Origin of the sequence: Gramella sp. KN1008 (assembly GCF_004332155.1) — a bacterium.
In the GTDB taxonomy this organism is placed as follows: domain Bacteria; phylum Bacteroidota; class Bacteroidia; order Flavobacteriales; family Flavobacteriaceae; genus Christiangramia.
Map to the genome: position 1 here is coordinate 1 of NZ_SJDV01000006.1, position 19120 is coordinate 19120.

Genomic DNA, 19120 nt, shown 5'->3' on the forward strand with positions numbered 1-19120 from the left:
TTCTGTTTGAAAGAAAATGCGTTTCTCTGGCAGAAAATTTAAAGATTGGTTCGGGTATCATTGCCGAGCATAAAAGAAGATCTCCTTCAAAACGGGCATTTTTTTGGATTTTAATTAAAAAATAAAATTATTTCAAAGGAGTAATTGGCGAAGGTTTAGTTATTCCTTGCTTTAAAGAATCAAGGAAATTATCAGAGTACTTATTGATCACTTCAGGAAATTTACATTTAACTAGAATAGGACGTAGTTCCTCTATAAGATGTTCAATTTTCCCATTCTCAAGATTAAATGAGAGATTGACGTCTTTTCCCTGTTTTAGGTAGAGGTCATATATTCCTGAACAATGTTTTTCAGCTATTTCAGTCATTCCAATTATGAAATCATTGTTCTTGGCCAATTCATTTAAGAATGCGTTGGGCAAGTCGACTTCAGAATATTGAGAAAAGTTTCTGTTTCCTCTCAATTGCGGATATCTTTTGCGCAATTGGCTGAGAATTGCATGAAAAGAATTAAAATCACCTGATCCAATGCAGTTATTTGTATGACAGAAACAACTGTCATAATTAAGGTCTGCATTACCCAAGACCTTTACTGAATAAACAGTTTGAAATACGCAGCCAGATATAATTCCCATTAATGAGTAGGTCAACAAATTCAAATTCTCTACAAGATTTTCATGTGGAATAGGTGGCAAAGTGTCAACATGACCATGCCATTTAAAAAGGCGGCTTCTCTCATTAGTGAATGAAATATTTAATAGAGATATATTATACTTTGGGTATTTTTCTGTTTTAAAAATATTTGTGCATAAGTGGCCCAACTCATGCCAAAAAATTTTTCTTATTTCTTCTATTTCACTTGCCATAGTAGAAAGCTTCTGGTTACAACTTCTTAATCATCTCAATGATTCCCTTCGATGTGTAAATGTCCTCTACTCTTTTTACTTTAGAATTCCATGAGGTACTTATGATTCTCAACACTTTTTTCAGCGTTTTTTCCTAATTCATTTTTGTTTCTGCTGCCATTCCTGATCTATCGTAAAATAAAATTTGTTATGCTATGATTTATTTACTTCTCGGGATTTACAGGGTTTCCCAAAGACACTATCAAAAGCAAATTCCGCCTGTTCCCGCATTACTTTACTGCTCCCTTTCATTTTATGAACAATTACCGTCCAACCCCATTTCTTATAAGGTTCTTGGTCAATATTCACCCCATTTTCTCTCGGGTTTACTTTAAGACATACCTTGTAAAGACTATTGGTTTGGTTGTACTGTTCATTTGCCAGGTGACTCATAATTCTCTTTTTTACGGAATAGCAGTGGCCTCTGTACAATGCATTTTTCCCTTGATAGGTAAATTTGGACGAATTGTCTGAAAATCTTTGACCAGTAAGTATAACATAAAAGCCAGTGCCGGAATAAACCTTCTGAATATCCTCTTCCGAATTTAGGTGGATTATTTGAATATCACTTGATGGTTCACAATATTTAATCTCATTAAAATAGGTAATAAGATCCTCCTTGATATCCTTCTTTACTGAGAGAAGTAATTCTTTATAGTAGCCAACTCTAGCTTTCATTCATTTCTTTTAAGTGGGCCAACAAACCTCTGGCTTTCTTTCTATACTTTCCAGGATATCTATGGGTATGAGCAATATCATTAAGAATTTCTTCAACCAAATCATCTTCCAAGTACCTGAACAGCAATGATCGCCAATTTGCTTCAGTGGGATTGTTTTCGTTAGTGTAATATTTCCAGAATAAGGGCCTGTTGTTCTTGAAAATGATTGCGCTGTCCTGATCACACAGATAAACTGGATAACTTCCATTAGAGTCATCTAAAATTTCAATTTCATTTATTCTTCCAATTGCAAAAATGAACCTTTCCTGCTCCTCAGCGAATGGCTTAATAGAGGTGAAAACTGCTATTTTATTCTTCTTAATATAGTTTGCTGTTTTAGGCAAGTTACTTTTCTCAGCACTATGATAATGGCCGGCATAAAAAAGTAATCCGAGTTGGGCAACACTATCAAAACACGGAAAGCCGTTCAACTCAAATTTGGCAGGGTCAGAATATTTGGAATGCTGGCAATTATATTTATTTTGAGATTGCTCTCTGCAGTAAGTTTGTCTTTTAAAATTTAGTGCAGCTAATTCTGGAGAACAGACCCCACTCCATTCGGAATCAGTATAAGTCACCTTAAAGGCTACATTTCCATCACGATTTGTCATACCTTTTTGATTTTGGTAATCTTGTGATCTTTTGCTCTCAAATAAATTCTCCCATTTTTCTTCTTACAAACCTTGACATTTTCAGTAATAAAGATAGTTCCTTCTGGATGAGCATCCCTTTCAGTGCTACTGCATTCTATGAGGAGATTAGTTGGAACACCTTGTCCTTCTATAGGTCTTACACGTAATCTATAAGTTTCTGGGTCAATAAAACTTTCACATTTCAAGTTATCTATGAAGTTCCCTACTACTATCATGTTTTCGAATTTTGGTTTTCAACTGCTATAATTACTTCTTCTTTTTGATTTTTTACTTTCTCTAACACTCTTTCTAGATAATCTGCTCCATATCTGGACTTAATATAGTTCAACTCATCAAAGAATTTTGTCCAGTTCTTCTTCGACGAATTGGGAGTCAACCTATCAAAGGCCAGACGACGAAGGGTGTATTTCGGCATTGTGTAATAATGCTTAATATCCTTAATTATGGTTTTGATGAACTGAATATTCTCTTCTTCTGAAGCGTTAATTACTTTTAAAGCAGTTTTCAAATTGTCATGTGCTTTACTTTCAATGGCTAACTCATTCTTACTAGACCTTATCTTTTCCCGGTGTGTTTTGACCACCTCATAAACTGGCCAAAAATTTTGAGAAAGCCCTAGGCGTGGGGTGCCATATTCACATTTGACATAGTCAAGTAAACCTTCAAAAGTGAGACTTTCAACTTCTGCTTTGTTTACTTCAGCTTGTTGCGCAAAAAGGCTGAGCCCTTTTTTCCGAAGGACATTTACATTAGAAGACTGGAATGACTTGGCAGACTTGACACGGGAAGGAAATTTTTTAATGCGCTCAATTACTTTAGGATATTTGTCCTCGATATTCTTGTAAGCATTCCTGACAAAGGTTACTGTATTCAACTCCTCCTCGTCTTCAGGGTTTTCATTTATTTTTTTGTACAGACCACTCGCCGTTGGTTCTTCATCCTGGTGAAAAATTTGGGAGTCTTCACCGAGAGCATTGTGGATCATGAACATTTTTTGCTGGGCAATTTCTCGCGACTTGACGTAATCAGCTCCTGTTTCTGAAGGGAAGAAATTATAGATGTACAGAAGATCAAAAACTTTCTGACCAATCCTGTTGATCCTTCCTACTCTTTGTATAACCCGAGTCGGGTTCCATGGAATGTCATAGTTAATAATAGCACCCGCTCTGTTTAAGTTAAATCCTTCGGAAAGTTTATCACTCGTAATTAAAACCTGAAAATCATTGTGCCAGGTTCCTTCGTATTGAGCATTAAAATTACGCTCAAGTTCCTTTGCCAGGGTTCTGGTTACTTTTCCATCACAGATAAGTACATTTTCCTTTAGCTTTTTTCTAAAATATGGTTCCAGGTGCAGTACTGTGTCAACATACTCAGTAAATACAATTACTTTTCTGTCTGGATCTTTTCTAATAATCTCCAGAACCTGCTTAAAGATGGTTTCTCGCTTAGGATCGTTTTCCACAAGCTTTTCTTCTTCTAATTCTGTTTTTATTCTTTCAAAAAGTTCAAGATCCTTTTGAATATCCTGTAGAAAATCCTCGCTTCTTTGGAAATCGTTGATCTTGTAAACCGTATTGTTCTTAGGAATTCTTCGCTCTAGTAGATCATTCTCAAATTTCCGGAGTAGCTCATCTATTTCATCCTCATCATAATTATAAATCTTCTCCATGAAATTCCTGTCTAGGATATATTTTCCCCCGGTCTTCTTAATGAAATCCAGAACCAATTCATGAACCTGTATAAAACGTCCAATAGTTTTTTCAAAGGCCCCAAAAGAACTTTCAAATCGCTTCACTAATAATCTACGCATGAAGTCAAAAAGGTTTCTTTGCTGTAGAGCTTTTCGGTTACCCTCCATGTCCTTTTCTTCGTCTACTACAGTTTCATAGCTCGCGGGTTGATAAACCGCACCTGTAAATAGTCCTCCTTCAGAAAAATAATTTGTTACTATTCTATCATAAAATTCAGATTGGGATTCATTTAGATAATAAAAAAGCTCTTCCGGTGGTGCCACTTTAGGTAATTCTCCGATCTCCTGACTGTACTGAAAATCCTTCTCGAGATCTAATCTATTTCTTCTAATTACCACAGGAGAAATGACCTCCTTTATTTTAGTTGCCAATTTCGCAGATTCTGCACGAACAAAATCTGGATTAACCGGTGGTTCTTCCCCAAGTAATTTTAGATACTCCCGCTCTGCTTTCTCACGTTTTTCAGGACTTCCCGAATTAAAATTTTTCAGGATATCCGATAATTTACTAAACCTATAATTGTAACCTCTAAACAATCCTTCAAGGTTATTTTCTATAGTAATTCCAGACATACCAGGAACAATGAATAACTTTAAAAGGGAGAAGATATCGGCAGGAGAATTATTGAAGGGGGTTGCAGTCAAAAGAACTACCTGCTTTCCTCGACAAATCTCCATAAGGGCTTCATAGGCTGAAGTGTCCTGGTTCCTGAAGCTATGCGCTTCATCAACAATGACCATTTCAATGTCGGAATCATCTAATTCTTCCGCAAGATTTTCTATCTGTCCCCGGCTGTAAACATGCCATCCATTCAATTCGAAATTTCTGACATAGCCCCACCATCCGGTTTTATCACTGTACTCTCCAATTAATCCAGGAGGGCAGAGGATAATTCCCTTTTTATCCAGGTTTCGGGCAATGAGTGATGCTATTACAGATTTTCCCAAACCAACCACATCGGCAATTACCACTCCATTGTACTGCTCAATGATGCCAATAGACTGATTAACAGCATCCAACTGGTACGAGAATTTTTTAAATCCATTCTCTTCCAGCAATCTTTCCACCTGAGGCTTTAATTTCTTCTGTTTCTGAAGGTCTAAGTATGTTTTCAAAACCATGGCATAAGCTTCAAAAGGTTCTACCACTGCTGCTTGAGAACGGTGCTGAATAAATTCTACCAAATGCTGCTTTCGCTGTTCGATCTCTGTTATGGGAATTGCTAGCTGCCACAGTTCCTCGAAATAATCTACTGCATCTTCGTAGCCATAATCTTTTATTTCAACATTAAATTCCTGCTGACCATGGAGACCAGAGCGGGTAAGGTTACTGCTTCCAGTTATTAGATATCCATCAAAATTATGCTTTCCCCTTTCTTCTTCATTCATTTCGAAGAGGTAGAGCTTTGCATGATTAGGCTCTCTTGTTTTTCTAATTATAAGCCTTTCCTGTTGAAGCATTTCGAGGAAAAAATGTACCTGCTCATAGAACTCTTTGGTGTCCTGCTGTTCGTTATTCACAGCAAAGCCCATTGAAGACATGAAGTTGTTAAACCGCTCATCACTACTTAAATCCACCTCCTGTACATCATGTTCGAAGATTCCGTGCAAATGCTTATCGACCTCCAGACCTACAAGTAATCTTATTTTAACATCCTCATTCTTCTTTAAATTTTCATATACTTCTTTCCAGCCGGAGAAGTAAAAAAATCCAACCAACCAACGTAGTTCTGTGCTGAATTTAATGATATTATTAAGTCTTCCACTTAATGTTTTCTGAGGGCTTTTATTAGCTATAAAATTGTTTGCCATGTTTTTTTCTTATCTGAAACCAGATCACCATACTTAGAAGATAACCTTTTATAATTTTCTTGGTAATGTGGAGATTTGCCATGTTGGCACAGATTCTTTTTCTGAGCATTAGTCAATCTCTGATATCTCCTCGAGTACCAGTTTTCTACTTCTTTGATATCATCCCAATTAAAGCCAAAATATTTATAGACTAAATAATCTATATCTAGTTGTTCCTCTGAGGCATAGTCATAGAAATAATCTTGCTTTTGTTTTTCAACAATTCGCAATGATAGGTTTTGTAAATGTTCATTCTTAAGAGGTAACCTTAATTCTTTTAATTCATCTACCTGACAGTGAACAGTATGACCTATCATGTTTTTAAGAAGGTATTTTGAAAGCTTTGAACTTGCCAAAGCAGTTAAAACTTCTATAGGTAGCCAATTTTGGAAAATCATGGAACCCTCCGTATCAAACACAGAACCAGATCCTAAACGAAAAGTGGGACTGTATACTCCGGTCCTAGAAAAACTAACTGAGGGTTTAAAAAATTTATCAGGACTTCGAATTACCGCACAATTAGTAGTTTCATAATGTTCTTTTATAGTTTTGTTTTCTTTCTTTTCTCGTATTCTTTGAGCGATAGTATAATTGTTAAGTCTGTTTACAGCCCATTCGCTCCAATCTATAAAGTAATTTGTTGGAACTAAATAATTGGGCATCCATCCCCCACTTGCATCGCTTTCACCACCTTTGTCATAAGGAATAATGTATCTTCCCTCGAAATATCTTTTACTTTTAGTGTCATTTTTTGAAATGCCTTTTGCTATGATCTCTTTCCGAAGTTTTTCATCCTTCCTTATGTGAATCAAATCCTTTTCGGTTAGAAGATATTTTTCAAATTCCAGAATATTTCTATAGTTCCCTCTTGACTCTGGCGTCTGATAAAGATAACTGTCATTATCTCCAGTTGCCAACCCCTGTTTTACTTCGGCAATATCGCCAAGACGAAAAACAAAAAACGAATTCTGATTTAGTTCCACAGGACGAGCAGGGAACTTTTGCTCATCAAATTCCACTATTTCTTTTTTAAGAGTGGTGTCATTCATAATTTGGAAAATCTTCGGAGAAGCAACGAAAAAAGGAATGTTTGAACTTCTTTCTATAAAATCTTGCGGATAAGTATATATACCATATTCTTTGGAACTTTCCGATGTCCAATTTTCTCCTTTCATATAGAGGACCTCTGGTAACTCGAAGGATTCTCCTTCATATTCCGGCTGGCTATATTCAATAGTTTTTTCAAGTAACTCAATAAACCTTTCATGCTGTACTTGAATGGAAACGTTTGTAAAATCAGCCATTAATATCTTGCCTTCGGCTTTATCGATATTCTCCATTCTTTGGCAAGTAATAATTGCAGTGTTTACGGTGGCCTTAAAGGTATCTGGATGTACCCTAAGCATCGAATGCACCTTATTTTGAAGTAATAATTCCCGTAACTCTTTATGCGTTTTTATCGTCATAAAAGTATCACTTACAATAAACGATAGAATTCCATTATGGGATAACGGTGTGGTATGTTTTTTTCTTCTTAAGTACTTTGCAATAAAGGCTCCGTACGGATCTGAACTACCCAGACCTAGGTGAGCCTTCAATTTTGCAGGAATTTTAGTCCCTCCATAAGGGGGGTTACCTATTACTATATCGAATTGTTTTATCCCGAACATCCATTCTGGGTCAAACCATTCTGTTTCTTTATTATTAAAAGGATTCCAGTTAACCAACTGCATTGCTCTTGTCTCTGGTCTGGGGTCAATTGCTAATTGATCCATTAGAATTTTTGTCTGGATCTCCTGAAATTCATTTTTAAGCTGTTCTTTTTCGGATCCGTGAGCTTGTAAATAATCTTGTCTAATTCGGTGAAGTTCTGGAATCATTTTCGTCACCAATTCACTTTCAAGGCTTCCAGAATTATCAAGTTCAATCAACGTGTTGGCAGAAACAAACTTAAACTCAAGATTTGGCAGTGGAAGTATCCCTCTGTTGTACTTGTTATCATCTATTTCTTCATCAATAATTAAGGAAAGAAAACTACGAAGCTTAGAAATTTCAGATGCAATTGGCTGTATGTCCGATCCATATATGCATTGCTGGAGAACCCCTAATTTCCTCGCATATTCGGCATTAGCCTTGGCTAAGGTTTTTCTCATTTCAGCTTTTAATGCTGCATTACTTATTTTACTTAGCTGTTTTTGCTTCCAAATTTGTGCATCCGGATCCAACTTATGTAAGGCGAAAATTATTTTTTGCAAGGCTCCCATCGGGAAAGCTCCTGAACCGCACGCCGGATCTAAAATTTTCACTTCATCAAAAGCATCTAATAATTGAGTAATTTCAGCCTCTTTAAACTCTATTTCTTCAGAATCTTTAAAAAGAAGATGAAGGCGGGTTTCAGAAATACTGGTTTTATTGTGGAGATATTTAACCAAAGATTCAACCACCATATGATCCACTATTTCCCGTGGAGTATAAAAACTTCCTGTAGCTTTTTTGATGGATTTCTTTTCTTCGGATTTAATATTGGGATCAATTTCTGCCAAAAGATTTTCAAAAATCCTTCCTAACATTTCTGGATCAATACTTACCTCTGCATCCGAAACACTGTTTTCATCTATAGTAAAGTTATATTGTTCTAAAACTTCAAAAAGCTCGTCAAACCATTCATTTGGTATTTTTAATTGATGGTTAGCACGTTGTGGCAGGCTCTTTTGCGGATAATAGAAATCACTATCCGTTCCCTCTTGGGCTTCGAAGAGTCCACCATTCAAAAAAGGAATTTGTTCATGCCCCTCTGGAAGAGCTTTATCCCTATTTTCCGGTTTTTTATTTAATACTTCATAAAAAAGTGGTTCAAGAATAGTGTGATAATAATCTTCTGTAATAGCATTTGAAGACAGCCATTCCTGGGGAATTAACGGTAATTTATTTTTAGATGTTTTATGCTTTAAAAACCAACAAAAAACTACTCTACCTATAAGTCGGACACCGAACTGTCTAACAATGGTTCTATCTTTTTCTCCTTCCGGTAAGCTGAGCAGAGGCTTCAATTCTTCCGCAGATCTCCCAGATCCTACCTTGCCACCTACTAAGTGATAAAAACTTCGGACAATTTTAGAGTAAAACTCTTTATTTAATGGCTCAACACTGAAAGCTTCACGAATACTTTCCAATGATGAAAAATCTCCATTTCCTATTCTCTCCCGGAAGGTCCTGTTTGTCTTTCCTTGCTCAACATAGTATGTGAATCGTTTCCAATTAGAATACTTAGAGGTTTCACTACCATAATTTTTTCGAATAAAGCTAAACCGGAAGTTCCCCGCTGCATCATAAAAGATAAAAATTGCACCGTCCTTAAAATCCTCCTTTAGAATCCTTTTTGCTATGTCGAACTGCTTTTTCTTTGAGCTTCGAGCAGTTAAATCATCTTCATACTTACAAGTAAAAACCAGAAGTTCCTCGTGATTATTAAGTTCTGCATGTCCCACCTTCACCGGATCTGCAAAAGGTTTGTCTTCAGAAACTATGTTTTCAAAGATTTCCTGTTCCGGTTTAAATGAGGTGATTTTGGTTTCAAAGAATAAACGTATAGTACCATCATGTAGATTGGTAATTAGCTGATTGGTCATTCCTAATGTAGTTAGATTAACTCTTTATGGTATCGCTGTTAGGGCAAGCGTACTGAATAGGTAAATCTAAATATTTTCTTAAACAATTAAAACTAATTACATTTTTAAATGTATAGAATGCCTATAGTTTTTTTTAAAAAAAAATTCAAGGATTCCCATTTGAATGCGAACCAGCCTATGTCAACACCCCCACCCAATTTCGGGAAAGGGGATACCCCCCCCCACCTATTTATACACAATTCAAACATTGGCCGGAGAAAAAATCAAGGTGATAGCTGCATTTTTATCTCCCTGGTTTCAATGGAATTGTGTGAAAAATTATTGTTCAACTCAAATATAAAACTATGGTAAGAATCATTAACTACAAAGAAAGAGAGACTGAAGATGGCGAGGTCTTTTTAGTCTTAGAACTACAAGGTGGATTAGAAATGATAAAATCGCAAGTCACTAAGAATTTCTATGCGACGGCAAGAAAAACTACAGTTCCTGCGACCTTCGATGAAGAGACTTGTAAAGCATTAATTGGTCAGGAAATGCCAGGTAAAATAGAGAAGGTGGAATGCGACCCTTATGAATTCACTATTAAAGATACTGGTGAGGTCATAGAGCTGGATTATAGATATCAATATAATCCTGAAGAAGATACTCCAGTACCTCAGCAGAGAGTGGAGAGGAGCGAATCCACCATTGATGATGTAGTAAAGTTCCAGAATCTGGAAAAATCATTCTCACCTAATGGAGTTCACTAATAACCATATAAATCCGGGAGTATTATAAAGGGTATTTCCGGATTTTTTAAATTTTTAAATATGGAAGAATTAAAAATAGCAGAAATAAAAGTTTCTTACTCTACTGGTGGGAATTTAAAAGCATCTATAACTGGAAGTGAATCTGCATACAGATTGCTTCTTTCTTGTTGGGACAAGTCCATAATTGAATTTCAGGAAGAGTTTAAGGTTTTACTACTAAATCGCGCTAATAAAGTGTTGGGCATATATCCACTATCAAAAGGTGGTGTTTCCGGAACTTTTGTAGACCCTAAAGTGGTATTTAGCGTGGCTTTAAAATGTAATGCTTCAGGCTTAATTCTTTCTCATAATCATCCAAGTGGCAATCTATCACCAAGTGAAAGTGATAAAAGTTTGACCAAAAAGTTAATAGCAGCTGGTAAATTTCTGGACATAAAAATCCTTGACCATATAATTATAACAAGTGGAAGCTACTATAGTTTTGCTGATGAAGGAATTATGTAAACGCACACGTGCAGGAAAAAGGCTAATTTCACCTATTTTAAACAAGGAATTTGTCAGGGATATTACTATAATAGCCTTTTTATAAATATCAATTCTCCAATCAAAGTTGATATTGGCTGGTGTGGAGAAAATATATTCCTCCAAATTTCTTGTTAAAATTTGAATAGTTCAATTATATTTACATCAAGTCCTTTTGCGATTTTATTTAAAGTCGATACAGTGGAGTTAACCCTACCTGCTTCCACTCTGGACATATTTGATTTTTCAAAATTACATTTTGCAGCTAAGTCCTGCTGAGAGAGATTCTTCTGGAGACGTATTTCCTGAATTTTAAGGCCTATTTTTTTATATAAGGTTTCATCTCTCATTAGTTGTCGTAAATGACAACCAAAGATTATGGTGTATGTGTGAAAATTGGTTATCATATATGATAACAACAATGAAATAGTATAAAAATATAGTAAGGTGGTTCCAAATATTCTGGTTAACAAATTCATTTCCGAAATCTATCCTTATTCTGAGAAGGAGATTAATACCTATAGAGAAAAAATTGATTTTGAATACCTCTCTAAGAATATAAATTTAAAATGGTCATATGAACTTGTAAAAAGGTTTGAAGATTTATGGGATTGGAAATCGTTGGACCAGAATCAGGCAGTGTTCAGCAAATTGTCCTTGGGCTTGCTTTTCCCGGGAAGAATTAGTTTAAGTAATTGTACCTGTTTCCGCCAGATGGACTTTTGTGAAGGTGAGAAGTGTAGTCATAATATTAAAAAATTTTTGGATGCTACCTCCCTCAATGATGATTTCCCTCGGCTTTTTTTTAGTATGAGAATGTTCCTGGAATCAGGAGCAGTAGATGCTAAAATGATTAGTAGATATTATAGTAGTGAGAGTCCTGAGGAGGTTATAAAGTTAGATTTTGAATTATTTTAAAAACTTAACAACTCATATTTATGAAGTACTACAATCTACTGATTGGGTTAATTTTTTCTGCCGTAGCAGCAATTTATTTTGGATACTTGTACAAGGTCCCAAACCTAAACTTTGAAGCAGATATCGTTCTAAATAATGCATCAGGCAGAAGAGAGACAATTATTGAGCAGACAAAGAACCTTTACGGTTTCTTTTCTTTGGAGAGATTTGATTTTAACTACCACCCAGCTATATTAGCTTTTTTAATAACAATGTTAAGCTTCATTTTGCTGAAACCTTATTCAATGATAACTAAGAGACAGTTTCTTACATTTCTGAAAGATTAAAATAAGTAAACTGCAATAATAATTTCCACTTGTCTCAGTATGCAGATTAGGCAAATTAAGAGAACTTAGTCAAGAATAGGGGGAATGTGATTGTTTCTTTCAAATGGATTTTTGTGAACGTTTCAATTGTGTTAACAACCTGAAAATATTTGTGAAGCCAACTTTTTAAAGGATGATTTCAGGGAATTTTTATAAGAATCAGTATGATGTTAGATCTGGTGCAATAGATGCCGCAATTATAAAAAAGCTATTATAATAGGGAGGTGGAGATAACGTGATTTGTATTAATATGGATATTAACTTTCAAGGTGATAAAAGATGCTTTGAAGATTCCTCTAATTCAGCTTTAGAAAATTTTAGAGGTGTAGATTCATAAATAGAGGCAATATGAAGGACTGAGAAATGCAAACTGCGGAAACTGCAACTACTGCGTTTCTTTGGTGCCATGAAAATCGGGACTAACATATGCCCAACAAAACATTAAAAGAAGGCAAAAAAAAGAAACCCTTAGTAAAATTGCTAATTTCTAACTGACTGAATATTAAAAGAATGAAAGAAAAAGTGCCCATAGGACAATAGAATATAATCGTCTCATAATCAGGTGGTCCCTGGTTCGAGCCCAGGTGGGACCACAGATAAAAGCCCTAATTGCCTACAAAACAAGGCGTTAGGGTTTTTTATTTTTGGCAGTTGTACGATTAATGTACAGCTGATCTTCTTTTCTCTCCTGTATTAAGTACATCTTCTGGCTAATATTCTTATCAATAGTTTAAATTTTTAGAGGGATTACAATATTTATTGTATATTCCAGTTATAATTCTACTTTTGCAACTCAAAAGGAAAGTCTTAAAAAGAAGCTTATGGGGAAATTTACTTTATCTAATATTTTAAAGAAAGATACTGATTTCAAGCCTCAGTCCATAAATGCTGACGACAAGAAAACTTCTGAATTCATTCAAGAAACTAAACGGAAGCAGGATCAGGTTCTTAAATTAAAAGAGGTCAACAGAGATAATCTTCAAATGGTCGTGCAACTTTAATGTTGATGTACATTGGAGATTTTAAAGTTTTCTTCCACCAACCTTTCGCTTGCCTTATCGAATAGTTATACCTCGCCAGAGGTAATTTCTTCAAAGAATCATTTCATTTTTTTGCAAAATTATTTAGGTTCTTCAGGCCTTCAAACCAAAACTATTCTTGTTGAAGAGGATTATGTGAGTAAGGATTATCTTCATGATTATGCTACTTACTATGCCCTTTGTTTTGAGAACTACCCTAAGTTTTGTAAACGAATTCACCTGTTTAAAAGTGAACTGCAAGAGGAGGATCTTCGGAACATTGTTTTGGAGCAGCAGCAGAATGATGATTTTTGGGAAGACTATTTGGGCTTTATTGTCGTTAAACCCATACCATTTACTGTTATTGGTTATACGGTACTCAAAACTTATAACAATGGGGCAGGATTTAATTCTCGAAATTTCTGGGGGACAAGAGAATATAGGGTGCACTTGTTTGGTAACGAAATAAGATTTCATTCACTTGCTTTTCAGGAACAGGACTCTGTTCTCTCCGCTTGTGCAACAACGGCTATTTGGTCTATGCTAAACAAGGCTTCCTTGGATTATCATACCAAGCTAAAATCTCCTAATGAAATAACAAAAGATGCAGATCGTACTTCTCTTGATGGGAGCAGGCTCTTTCCTAATAAGGGCTTAAACGTTCTTCAGATTTGTAAGGCTATTGAAAATTCTGGCTTAGTTTCAGAAGTAAAGCCTCCTGATAAGGCAATTACCCATCCAGAGATAGGAATTAAGTATTTAGAAGTTCTCACGAATAATTATGCAAGAAAGCTTATTAATGCTTATTCTGCCATAGGTATACCCATTATTCTTGTGATTAATGTTCCCAATGGTGACAAATATGGTCTTCATGCTATAACTGTTTCTGGTTTTAAACAAAGACCTCCGGTTCCAATTATTCCCAAAAATGAAGTAAGTTGGCTTTCAGATAACATAGATAAATTTTATGCTCATGATGATCAATGGGGACCTTTTGCAAGGATAGAATTTGAAAATGATTATAAAATAAAGACTCCCTGGTCAGATTTTCACGCACAGAAAAATCCAACTTTCATAACGAATATTATTGTGCCTTTATATCCGAAAGTGCGGATTTCTTACGAAGACATCGAGTTTTTGGTCTTGGGTATTGACGCTATTCTTACATTGTTCTTTGGAGATCAATTACTACATGATCTGGTATGGGATGTCAAAATTGAGTATGGCAACAATTTTAAAACCTCAGTCAAACAGTCAGATCTGGATGATGATACTAAAGTGGATTTCTTAACAAGGAGTTTACCTAAATATCTATGGGTGGCGTCCTGCTACATTGGAAATAATAAAATATTTGATTTCACTTTTGATGCAACGGATATTAAATCCGGAATGATTGGAAATAGTTTACTTTGTTATCTTCCTGAAATTGAACCAATGCTCAAACAATATCTTATAACAAATAGGAGCTTTTTAGAGCAGTTATTCAGGCACAATTCCAAGAAGAATTACTGTGATTTTCTCATTGAAAACCTAAAAGGCTAAAGTAGAGACTTGTTTAGGATAAGTGATGAGGCTGTAGTGATCATTTTACAATGACTGTGAAAAAGAATATTATTTAAAACCTGCATTTCTTGCATTTCCTGCATGATCTTAAACCTTAGACAGGTAATAATCCACCAAATCAGCACCAGGCTTCAACGGTAATCCCTCAAGAATATCGCTGACTTCAACCTTCAGACCGCTTTTCTTTATTACTTCAGCCTTACTTATCCAATCCTCAAATTCGCCTATATCCGGGTATAGCACTATTTTTCGACCTGCCAACGGCTCCAGTAGGCGAGTCTTTAGATTTTGTTTGCTCCCGGTTGCCAACCAAAGCACATCGGGAACAATAATGCTCATGATTATCGCTGTTTTTTCACTCTCTACAATGGCAATTGATTTATTGTAATCTTCTTTGATCCTGTGCAGTCCAAATAAACATTGATTGAGATTGAAATCCGGTTCTTTTAGGGCTTTATGAACCCAATTGATGTGATTGTATGGTTTCTTTATTCTCTTGCCAGTAGAAGGATCGTATAGCATTATTTTTCCTGCATGTATTTTTTCGTTCTGATCTATCTGCCAAAAAATAGTGGCGTTATTCCAAAACATGGTAGTACCGGTTACAAAATAGTTTTGCTTAGCTTCGAAAACCTGCTTTTCTTTAAATACAGTGTTCAAATAAACCTCTAAGTTTTCCGTTACTGGTTCTTCGTTATACAACTGGTCCAATAAGTTCAAGCTATGAAAACTGGCTTTGTCTGGTTCACGTAACGCAGTTGCAACCGGTGCAACGGGTAGTGCGGTTGCTACCGTTGCAACCGCACTACCTATTACTTGATCAGAAACAATATACCTGCTCTCATGTCCCAGATAAGAAATACCATTAGTCTTTAGCCACCATTCTGTTATCCAGCAACTATTACCATTTTTGTCGAGAACTTGAGAGGTCGGAATAAAGTGCAAGTGGCCGTTGCTTTCGGTTGCTCGGTACGCTTTATCCGATATACTTTCTATGAATAGAAATGTTATCAAATAGTATTTATTCTCTTTTGGAGGAGCATGGTAATAGCCACATTTGCTCTCCCTGTCACAACGCCCAAAACTGTCCTTCAAATAATATCCGGTTTCAATATCAACATATTTCACAAATGTTTTTTTATTACAAGCAGGGCAAGGATATTTTTTGCTGCTATTATCGAGTGAATACTTAGAATTCGAGATCATCTTCCTCTGTATTTGATTTGATGTCAGCATAAACTATGTACCCTTCAGTAGCCTTTTTTACGTAAAAGCCGTGGTGGCTTAATCTTTTTCTGAAATTCAATTTTTTCAGGGGCTGGGCTCCTTCATCAATACAGAAAGAAACGTACTGTTGATATAGATTTTTGATTAGAGTGTAGGTTTCAGCACTTCGCTCATAGCCCATTTCGTCCATAAATAGTTTAGCACTGTCACTTTCATTTTTATATGTATGTATAGCTTCTTCTATTGCTTTACAACTAGTAAATCTTTTCTGAATCAGTAAGCGATCTAAGCCCTGTAGAATCCAATTAAAGACCCCGGACAGTTCATTTTGGATTATTCTGGTTGAGAGTTCCTTATCTTGTTTTTCTTCTGGTATGGTAACATCAAATTCTATAATTAAAAACCTTCTGAAGAAGGCCGCTGTATGCTCTACATCTTTAGGAAGTTCATTACAGTTAAAAATAAGCTTTGCATACTCGTGCAAAGTGAAAGGATCTCTGTGTGGTAATCGAGCTTCTAAAGGTTCACCAGAAGCCATTTGCTTAAATGTGGCAGATTCGAGTCTGCCGTTGATTTCACTGGCGTAATTTACCAGCTTGTCTCCTATCTTGGCCCTATAGTATCCGTTTTCATTGGTCAGGCTCTGGAGAGAATAGTTGCAGACATTCTCGGGTCCTAAAAGAGCACTGATTATTTCAAAAAATACACTTTTTCCGTTCGCGCCGGTTCCGAACAGAATCAGCATTTTTTCTAATTTAAGTATAGATGGTTTTACAAACAGATACCCTATATATTCAGCTAATACCTTCTGCTTATCTGGATCGGGTATTACCTCATTTAGGTAGTTCTCAAAAAGAGGTGCTGTAGCTTGTGGTATATATTCAAATGGCAATTGATGCGTTAAGAAATCTTTAGGGTCAAAATCTCTCAATTTCCTGCTCTTAGGGCTTATTTCAAAGGTGCCATTTTGCAGATTAATCAGAACCTTGCCACTTTTAGCTTGTGGAGTAGGTAGATACGCGTCTGACATGAATTGTTTGAAAAGCTCTTCTTTGAAGGTGTGTATCTTACCCCTAAATTTTTCCACTCCCAGTTTTAGTGCTACATCCCCTAAAAAGGATTCAAAACGCTCCTTTTCAATTTCCGTCCAGAAACAACCATTGTACAAATAAATAAAACCGTGTTTTTTGCACAACCCCCAATTATTTTTTTTCGCTATTTTAAGGAGTTGCTCTATGCACAAGATTAGGTAGTGGTTCTTGGTAAGTTTTAGGGCTTTCAGCTCTTTTAAAAGCTTTCGATACTCCTTTTCCTCCTGTTTTTTATCTTCATTTAAGATGCCATCGATATAGACTTCTGCCTCCAGTCTTTTTATTTCTTCTCTTAATTCAACTATCTTGGGAAATGCCAGCACCCAAAAATCTATTTTTTTGATATGCTCAATGAGGTTGTCTAAGATTTCATCTGGAGTAGACTGAGGAATAACCATTTTGCTGATTTGATAATCAAGATCAGCTGTTACGAGATTTTGGATTGTTGATGAATTCATAGCCTTACTTTTTAAGTACGGTTAAACATTCAATCAATTCACTCCTTTTGTAGTACCGGCGGTTAGCAATGCCATAGGCTTTTACTTTGCCTTTGTTGGTCCACGCCCACAGCGTCGAAGAGTTGATTTTTAGGAATTGACATGCTTCCTCCCGGGTAAGAAGCTCATCATTTGCCTGCTCGTTAGTTAATTCCTTTTTAAACGCTTCAAGTTGGCGCTTTACATCTTGAGAAATAAGGTCCACCAACTTATCTGTAGTGGTGCCCTGTAAAAAAATGTTTTCCATTTGACTTTTGATTTAATTGATAAGCCAAATGTGCTGCAGTAAGTTTGGTACTCATTGCCGTACCAGTACGGTTTCAGTACGGTTTATTGGAAGGGATTTAAATGGATTCGATTTGAGCTATAAAATCATGACATACTTCAATATTCTTTACCTGACAATAGGCGTATATGGTTTTAAGCTTATCCGGGCTGGAGTAGAGGTTCTTATTACCAATAGTACTGTTATTGATGGTCTCGGAAAAATAAGGACGATCAGTTTCCTTAAAACCTAATTTTATAGCCATTTTCGTGAAGTGACCTTTCTCCTGCTTGTATTTTTCATAAAGTTCCTGAGCTTGACCAGTGGCAAAAGTTATCCCTATTTTAAACCAGGTGGTACGGGTAATTTTTTCATCTAAATCGATCTCTGGTTTTGGCAAAGGCTTTGTTTCTCCCATTAAGATGTACATTAATCTTTTTTGAAGGTACTGCCGGTAGAATTCCACTCTCTTCCTTCCGTCAAAATCTACAGTTTCTAAAGGAATTCTATTTAACTTATAAATTTCCTGGTTAATAAAATCAATTTCTGTGATTTCTATTCCGTCTTTGGTCACTCCCGAATAATATAATTTACTGCTCCCTGAAGAATCCTCTATTTTGCTTCGCTCATGACTATAATTGTAAAGGTAATTCTCAAATCTTTGAGTAAAAAATTCCTCTACGTGATTGATATCTTTCCAGAATAAAAAATAGGAGTGAAAAATTATACCATTTGGGATATTAAGTTTTAAACTCATAGTAGTGGTTTTATTTACTGTTGCGGATGTATGGTCCTTTTTGATATACTCGCAGATGCTACTGCAGTTGCTTCGCCGTTGCAAAAAAAATTATCCTGAAGTAATTAGCAAACGAAACAGTTCATTATTAGCAAGATTAGTGATGGTTAGGCCGTTGCTATAACAGTTGCTACTCTTTGGCAAAAATAGATATTCTGCGGAAAAAAGCAGCCTGGTAAGATTATATTCAAAAAGCCTTTCACATAATTGCTTTTCCTCATTCAGTTTCTGAATTTTCAGATAAATACCTGCCGTTGCAACCGCTGCAACCGGTGCGGTTGACTCACGGTTGCAACCGCTACCAATGTCACGGTTGAATTTACGGTTGCTACGGGTGATTCGGCGGAGCTATGTTTTTATAAAGTACTGAAAATCAACAGTTGTATCTTTTTTCATTACCGTTGCAAGCGTTGTTTGATTGAAACTGCTTTTTTCCTTAAAATCGAAGGTCTTTTTTAAACAGGAGGGAAAAAGGAAGTGAAATAAATACATAGATCGCGAAAACGCTTCTTTAGGGTAAGTTCATATTGGATCCTAATTAGGAGATAAACAACTATAGGATGCCAGGAACAGAACCATGTTCAAGTGCCCAAATACTGCTG

Annotated in this window: 16 protein-coding genes and 1 pseudogene; 6 read left to right on the forward strand and 11 right to left on the reverse strand. The window is 35.9% G+C overall.

The window, feature by feature from the left end:
* Nucleotides 1–92 (forward strand): annotated as a pseudogene (locus tag EZJ28_RS16155) (indole-3-glycerol-phosphate synthase TrpC); the annotation flags it as partial.
* 35 nt (nucleotides 93–127) lie between these two features.
* On the opposite strand, the gene EZJ28_RS11630 reads toward EZJ28_RS16155, so the two are convergent.
* From EZJ28_RS11630 to EZJ28_RS11655, 6 genes are all read right to left on the reverse strand, one after another.
* Nucleotides 128–865: a hypothetical protein gene (locus tag EZJ28_RS11630; protein ID WP_131398032.1), complete on the reverse strand. Its 738-nt coding sequence runs from the start codon at nucleotides 863–865 to the stop codon at nucleotides 128–130.
* A 192-nt stretch (nucleotides 866–1057) separates the two neighbouring features.
* Complete coding sequence (locus EZJ28_RS11635) at nucleotides 1058–1582, reverse strand: hypothetical protein (protein ID WP_131398034.1); 525 nt, start codon at nucleotides 1580–1582, stop codon at nucleotides 1058–1060.
* Entirely contained in the window at nucleotides 1572–2234 is a 663-nt protein-coding gene (locus EZJ28_RS11640) for a hypothetical protein (protein WP_131398036.1), read from the reverse strand. The genes EZJ28_RS11635 and EZJ28_RS11640 overlap by 11 nt, the downstream gene beginning before the upstream one ends.
* The gene (locus EZJ28_RS11645) at nucleotides 2231–2491 is read right to left on the reverse strand and encodes a hypothetical protein (protein ID WP_131398038.1); all 261 of its coding nucleotides are present in this window, start codon (nucleotides 2489–2491) and stop codon (nucleotides 2231–2233) included. Before EZJ28_RS11645 ends, EZJ28_RS11640 begins: the two co-directional genes overlap by 4 nt.
* On the reverse strand, nucleotides 2488–5838 hold the full coding sequence (locus EZJ28_RS11650) for a helicase-related protein (RefSeq protein WP_131398040.1): 3351 nt from the start codon (nucleotides 5836–5838) through the stop codon (nucleotides 2488–2490). Before EZJ28_RS11650 ends, EZJ28_RS11645 begins: the two co-directional genes overlap by 4 nt.
* Entirely contained in the window at nucleotides 5820–9506 is a 3687-nt protein-coding gene (locus EZJ28_RS11655) for an Eco57I restriction-modification methylase domain-containing protein (protein ID WP_131398042.1), read from the reverse strand. Before EZJ28_RS11655 ends, EZJ28_RS11650 begins: the two co-directional genes overlap by 19 nt.
* Nucleotides 9507–9850: 344 nt before the next feature.
* Between EZJ28_RS11655 and EZJ28_RS11660 the strand changes: the two genes are divergently transcribed.
* Both EZJ28_RS11660 and EZJ28_RS11665 read left to right on the forward strand, forming a co-directional pair.
* Complete coding sequence (locus tag EZJ28_RS11660; RefSeq protein WP_131398044.1) at nucleotides 9851–10255, forward strand: hypothetical protein; 405 nt, start codon at nucleotides 9851–9853, stop codon at nucleotides 10253–10255.
* Nucleotides 10256–10315: 60 nt separating this feature from the next.
* On the forward strand, nucleotides 10316–10759 hold the full coding sequence (locus EZJ28_RS11665; RefSeq protein WP_131398046.1) for a RadC family protein: 444 nt from the start codon (nucleotides 10316–10318) through the stop codon (nucleotides 10757–10759).
* Nucleotides 10760–10911: 152 nt separating this feature from the next.
* Here EZJ28_RS11665 and EZJ28_RS11670 read toward each other — a convergent pair whose 3' ends face one another.
* Nucleotides 10912–11256, reverse strand: a complete 345-nt coding sequence (locus EZJ28_RS11670; RefSeq protein WP_347562599.1) for a helix-turn-helix transcriptional regulator — start codon at nucleotides 11254–11256, stop codon at nucleotides 10912–10914.
* Between EZJ28_RS11670 and EZJ28_RS11675 the strand changes: the two genes are divergently transcribed.
* The 3 genes from EZJ28_RS11675 to EZJ28_RS11685 all read left to right on the forward strand — a co-directional run bounded on the left by EZJ28_RS11675 (nucleotide 11225) and on the right by EZJ28_RS11685 (nucleotide 14621).
* A complete protein-coding gene (locus EZJ28_RS11675) occupies nucleotides 11225–11695 on the forward strand; it encodes a hypothetical protein (RefSeq protein WP_131398050.1) in 471 nt (156 codons plus the stop codon). The genes EZJ28_RS11670 and EZJ28_RS11675 overlap by 32 nt on opposite strands.
* A gap of 20 nt (nucleotides 11696–11715) precedes the next feature.
* On the forward strand, nucleotides 11716–12021 hold the full coding sequence (locus EZJ28_RS11680; RefSeq protein ID WP_131398052.1) for a hypothetical protein: 306 nt from the start codon (nucleotides 11716–11718) through the stop codon (nucleotides 12019–12021).
* A 1052-nt stretch (nucleotides 12022–13073) separates the two neighbouring features.
* Nucleotides 13074–14621, forward strand: coding sequence for a hypothetical protein (locus EZJ28_RS11685; protein WP_131398054.1), 1548 nt, complete (start codon nucleotides 13074–13076; stop codon nucleotides 14619–14621).
* Between the two features lie 108 nt (nucleotides 14622–14729).
* Here EZJ28_RS11685 and EZJ28_RS11690 read toward each other — a convergent pair whose 3' ends face one another.
* The 4 genes from EZJ28_RS11690 to EZJ28_RS11705 form a co-directional block, all read right to left on the reverse strand.
* Complete coding sequence (locus EZJ28_RS11690; RefSeq protein WP_131398055.1) at nucleotides 14730–15848, reverse strand: DUF6371 domain-containing protein; 1119 nt, start codon at nucleotides 15846–15848, stop codon at nucleotides 14730–14732.
* Nucleotides 15832–17418, reverse strand: coding sequence for a phage/plasmid primase, P4 family (locus EZJ28_RS11695; protein ID WP_207388459.1), 1587 nt, complete (start codon nucleotides 17416–17418; stop codon nucleotides 15832–15834). The genes EZJ28_RS11690 and EZJ28_RS11695 overlap by 17 nt, the downstream gene beginning before the upstream one ends.
* A gap of 4 nt (nucleotides 17419–17422) precedes the next feature.
* Entirely contained in the window at nucleotides 17423–17704 is a 282-nt protein-coding gene (locus EZJ28_RS11700) for a helix-turn-helix domain-containing protein (RefSeq protein ID WP_131398057.1), read from the reverse strand.
* 97 nt (nucleotides 17705–17801) lie between these two features.
* Nucleotides 17802–18479 carry a hypothetical protein gene (locus tag EZJ28_RS11705; RefSeq protein WP_131398059.1) on the reverse strand — a complete coding sequence of 226 codons (678 nt, stop codon included), beginning with the start codon at nucleotides 18477–18479 and terminating at the stop codon, nucleotides 17802–17804.
* Between the last annotated feature and the right edge of the window lie 641 nt (nucleotides 18480–19120).

Coding starts and splice junctions, on each gene's coding strand:
- EZJ28_RS11630 (WP_131398032.1), bottom strand. CDS start 865: ATGGCAAGTGAAATAGAAGAAATAAGAAAAATTTTTTGGCATGAGTTG.
- EZJ28_RS11640 (WP_131398036.1), bottom strand. CDS start 2,234: ATGACAAATCGTGATGGAAATGTAGCCTTTAAGGTGACTTATACTGAT.
- EZJ28_RS11705 (WP_131398059.1), bottom strand. CDS start 18,479: ATGAGTTTAAAACTTAATATCCCAAATGGTATAATTTTTCACTCCTAT.
- EZJ28_RS11700 (WP_131398057.1), bottom strand. CDS start 17,704: ATGGAAAACATTTTTTTACAGGGCACCACTACAGATAAGTTGGTGGAC.
- EZJ28_RS11690 (WP_131398055.1), bottom strand. CDS start 15,848: ATGATCTCGAATTCTAAGTATTCACTCGATAATAGCAGCAAAAAATAT.
- EZJ28_RS11660 (WP_131398044.1), top strand. CDS start 9,851: ATGGTAAGAATCATTAACTACAAAGAAAGAGAGACTGAAGATGGCGAG.
- EZJ28_RS11655 (WP_131398042.1), bottom strand. CDS start 9,506: ATGACCAATCAGCTAATTACCAATCTACATGATGGTACTATACGTTTA.
- EZJ28_RS11665 (WP_131398046.1), top strand. CDS start 10,316: ATGGAAGAATTAAAAATAGCAGAAATAAAAGTTTCTTACTCTACTGGT.
- EZJ28_RS11680 (WP_131398052.1), top strand. CDS start 11,716: ATGAAGTACTACAATCTACTGATTGGGTTAATTTTTTCTGCCGTAGCA.
- EZJ28_RS11645 (WP_131398038.1), bottom strand. CDS start 2,491: ATGATAGTAGTAGGGAACTTCATAGATAACTTGAAATGTGAAAGTTTT.
- EZJ28_RS11635 (WP_131398034.1), bottom strand. CDS start 1,582: ATGAAAGCTAGAGTTGGCTACTATAAAGAATTACTTCTCTCAGTAAAG.
- EZJ28_RS11695 (WP_207388459.1), bottom strand. CDS start 17,418: ATGAATTCATCAACAATCCAAAATCTCGTAACAGCTGATCTTGATTAT.
- EZJ28_RS11670 (WP_347562599.1), bottom strand. CDS start 11,256: ATGAATTTGTTAACCAGAATATTTGGAACCACCTTACTATATTTTTAT.
- EZJ28_RS11650 (WP_131398040.1), bottom strand. CDS start 5,838: ATGGCAAACAATTTTATAGCTAATAAAAGCCCTCAGAAAACATTAAGT.